This is a genomic window from Nevskiales bacterium, assembly GCA_035574475.1.
Classification (GTDB): Bacteria; Pseudomonadota; Gammaproteobacteria; order Nevskiales; family DATLYR01; genus DATLYR01.
Map to the genome: position 1 here is coordinate 1 of DATLYR010000117.1, position 3350 is coordinate 3350.

Here is a 3350-nt window from a genome sequence, read left to right on the forward strand (position 1 = left end):
AGAGTCGCGTCGGCGCCGAGTTCGTCGCCTACCTGCTCAGCCAGCCCTGGCTCAGGCGGCTGCCGCGCGGCGACGGCCAGCCGGTGCTGGTGGTGCCGGGCTTCGGCGCGTCCGATGCTTCGACCGCGCCGCTGCGGCGCGTGCTGCGCCGGCTGGGCTATGCCGCGCACGGCTGGGAGCTGGGCCGCAACCTCGGCATGCGCGCGCCCGTAAAACATGCGCTCGGCCGCAGCCTGGAGGTCTTGCACGAACGGCACGGGCAGACCGTGAGCCTGATCGGCTGGAGCCTGGGCGGCGTGTACGTGCGCGAGATGGCGCGGCACGCACCGCAGCACGTGCGCCAGGTCATTACCCTGGGCAGCCCGATCAACGGCCATCCCAACGCCAACAATGTGGACGCGCTGTTCCGGCTGGTGAACCGCGGCAAGAACATCAACCTCGACTGGGATGCGTTCCAGCGCCGCCGGGTGCCGCCGCCGGTGCCTTGCACCGCGATCTACAGCCGCCTGGACGGCGTGGTCGCCTGGCCCTGCGCGCGCGAGGAACCGACCGCGCACACGGAAAGCATCGGCGTGCCCTCGAGCCATTTCGGGCTGGCGGTGAACCCGCTGGTCATCGCGGTCATCGCCGACCGGCTGGCGCAGCCGGAAGGCGGCTGGCAGCCCTACCATCCGCCGCGCTGGCTCCGCCGGCTGATCGAGACCGGCGACTGAGGCGCCGCGGCCGGCCGTGCGAGGAGGCGACATGCATCATGCACGCATCACCCGCTGGGCCCTCGGCGTGGCGCTGCTGCTGGCACTGACTGCCTGCGACAAGCGCGAGGGCGAGGCCCTGTCGGGTGCCGCGCCGGGCGCGGACGGCCGGCGCGAAGCGCCGCTGTTCAAGGACCTCGGCAATCACCAGCACCCGGTCACCACGCGCTCGACGCGCGCCCAGCAGTATTTCAACCAGGGCCTGATCCTGGCCTTTGCCTTCAACCACGCCGAGGCGGTGCGTTCCTTCCAGGCCGCGCAGCAGCACGACCCGGACTGCGCCATGTGCTACTGGGGCGAGGCGCTGGCGCTCGGTCCCAACATCAACGCGCCGATGTTCCCGGAGGCCGTGCCGCGCGCCTGGGCCGCGCTGCAGCAGGCGCAGGCGCGCGCCAGCCTGGTCAGCCCGCGCGAGCAGGCCTACATCCGCGCGCTGGCCGCGCGCTACCGCGAGCAGGCGCCGGAAGATCGCAGCGGCCTGGATCGCGACTACCGCGACGCCATGCGCAAGCTGGTGGAGCAGTATCCGGACGATCTCGATGCCGCCGCGCTCTACGCGGAGGCGATCATGGATACCACCGCCTGGAATTACTGGGAGCCGGACGGCGACCCCGGCCCGCAGACTGAAGAACTGCTGCGCGTGCTGGAGGGTGTGCTGCGCGAGGCGCCGGACCACCCGCTGGCGCTGCATCTTTACATCCACGCGGTCGAGGCCTCGCCCAATCCCGCACGGGCCGAGGCGGCGGCCGACCGCCTGCTCAACCTGGTGCCCGGCGCGGGGCATCTGGTGCACATGCCGGCGCACATCTACATGCGCCTCGGCCGCTATGCCGATGCCTCGGCCGCGAACGAGCGCGCCGCCCAGGCCGACGAGTCCTACATCACCCAGTGCCGTGCGCAGGGCTTCTACCCCGCGGCCTATTACCCGCACAACGTGCATTTCCTGTGGTGGGCGGCCACCGCGGAGGGGCGCAGCGCGGCTGCCATCGGCGCGGCGCGCAAGCTGACCGAGCTGGTGACGCCGGAAACCGTGCGGCAGTTCGCGGTGGTGGAACCGCTGCTGGCGGTGCCGCAGCTGGCGCTGATCCAGTTCGGGCGCTGGGACGAGGCGCTGGCAGAGGCCCAGCCGCCGGCGGAATTCCCGCTGGCCACCGCGCTGGTGCACTACGCGCAGGGCACTGCACTGGCCGCCAAGGGCGACCTGCCAAAGGCGGCTCAGAAGCTGGAGGCACTGCGCCTGCTCCGTCGCACCGCCAAGTGGGACGCCTACGCGGTGTACCAGGTGCCGGCGGCACAGATGGCGGAAATCGCCGAGCTGCTGCTGGATGCCGACCTGCGCCTGCGCAGCGGCGACAAGGGCGGCGGGCTCGAGCGGCTGCGCACGGCGATCGAGAAACAGGACGCGTTGCCTTACATGGAGCCGCCGTACTGGGACTATTCCATCCGCCAGAGCCTGGGCAAGGCGCTGCTGACGCTCGGGCTGGCGCGCGAGGCCGAGCAGGTTTACCGCGAGGACCTGCGCCGCCACCCGCGCAACGGCTGGTCGCTGTTTGGGCTGGAGCAGGCCCTGCGCGCGCAGGGCAAGACCGCCGCCGCGGCCGAGGTCAAGGGCCGTTTCGAGCGCGCCTGGGCGCGGGCCGACGTCAAGCTCGCGGCGTCGCGCTATTGAAGCGTTACAGCCCCAGTACCAGCTTGCCGACGGTCTGGCCGGATTCGAGCGCGCGATGCGCCTCCGCCACCCGCTCGAGCGGATAAACCCTGACCGCGGGACAGAGCAGCTCGCCGCGTTCGAAGCGGGCGAGGATGGACTGCATCGCCGGCCGCAGGCGGTCGGCCCGCTGCGACAGGAAGCTCAGATTGAAGGCCAGCACGCTGCGGTTCTCGGTGGTCAGGCGCAGCGGGTTGAAGCGCGGCGTGCGCAGCCAGTCCCAAGCGAGTTTCAGCCAGTCCGGCCGCCCACCGCGTTTCGGCAGCATGCTGTGGAAGCCATACACCACCAGCCGGCCCAGCGGCGCGAGATGCGCATAGCTGCCGCGCAGGGTGGACACGCCGTTGGCGTCCAGGATCACGTCGAAGCCGCCGGGCGCGATCGCCTCGGCGTGCCGCCACAGGTCGTCGCGCGACTTGTCGATGACGTGGCTGGCGCCCAGTTCGCGTGCCGCCGCGACCTTGTGCGCCGCGCCGACCACGGCGGTCACCTCGGCGCCCGCGCGCCGCGTCAGCTGCACTGCCGCGCTGCCGACGCCACCCGCCGCCGAGTGCACGAGTACGCGTTCGCCGGCGCGCAGCTGTGCCAGCTCGTGCAGCGCGAACCAGGCGGTGAGGAAGATGGTCGGAATCGCGGCGGCGCTGGCCGTATCCAGACCCGCCGGTATCGGGAACACCTGCGCGGCGGGCAGCACCAAGTGGGAACTATAGCCGTTGAACAGCGTCACGCCGAGCACGCGCTGGCCGGGCATAAACCCCGTTACGCCCGGGCCCGTGGCCAGCACCTCGCCGGCCACCTCGAAGCCAGGCGTGATCGGCCAGCCGACTAGCCGCTTGGCCGACGCGTAGAGCCCCATGCGGATCACGCAGTCGGCGTAGTTCACGCCGGCG

The 3350-nt window shown here is 71.7% G+C and carries 3 protein-coding genes; 2 read left to right on the top strand and 1 reads right to left on the bottom strand.

Translation table 11 applies throughout. The features are described 5' to 3' along the window. Together VNJ47_06870 and VNJ47_06875 are read left to right on the top strand one after the other, a co-directional pair. On the top strand, nt 1–713 hold a 713-nt coding region (locus tag VNJ47_06870), incomplete at its 5' end, for an alpha/beta hydrolase (GenBank protein HXG28551.1). A gap of 31 nt (nt 714–744) precedes the next feature. After that, nucleotides 745–2421 (top strand): hypothetical protein, encoded by a 1677-nt coding sequence (locus VNJ47_06875; protein HXG28552.1) that lies wholly within the window; start codon nt 745–747, stop codon nt 2419–2421. A 4-nt stretch (nt 2422–2425) separates the two neighbouring features. Here the strand turns inward: VNJ47_06875 and VNJ47_06880 are convergent. Continuing rightward, the coding region (locus tag VNJ47_06880; protein HXG28553.1) for a medium chain dehydrogenase/reductase family protein at nt 2426–3350 on the bottom strand (925 nt) is incomplete at its 5' end.

Bases quoted from the DNA above. Each gene is read 5' to 3' on its own strand.
- VNJ47_06875 (HXG28552.1), top strand. From the start codon at position 745: ATGCATCATGCACGCATCACCCGCTGGGCCCTCGGCGTGGCGCTGCTG.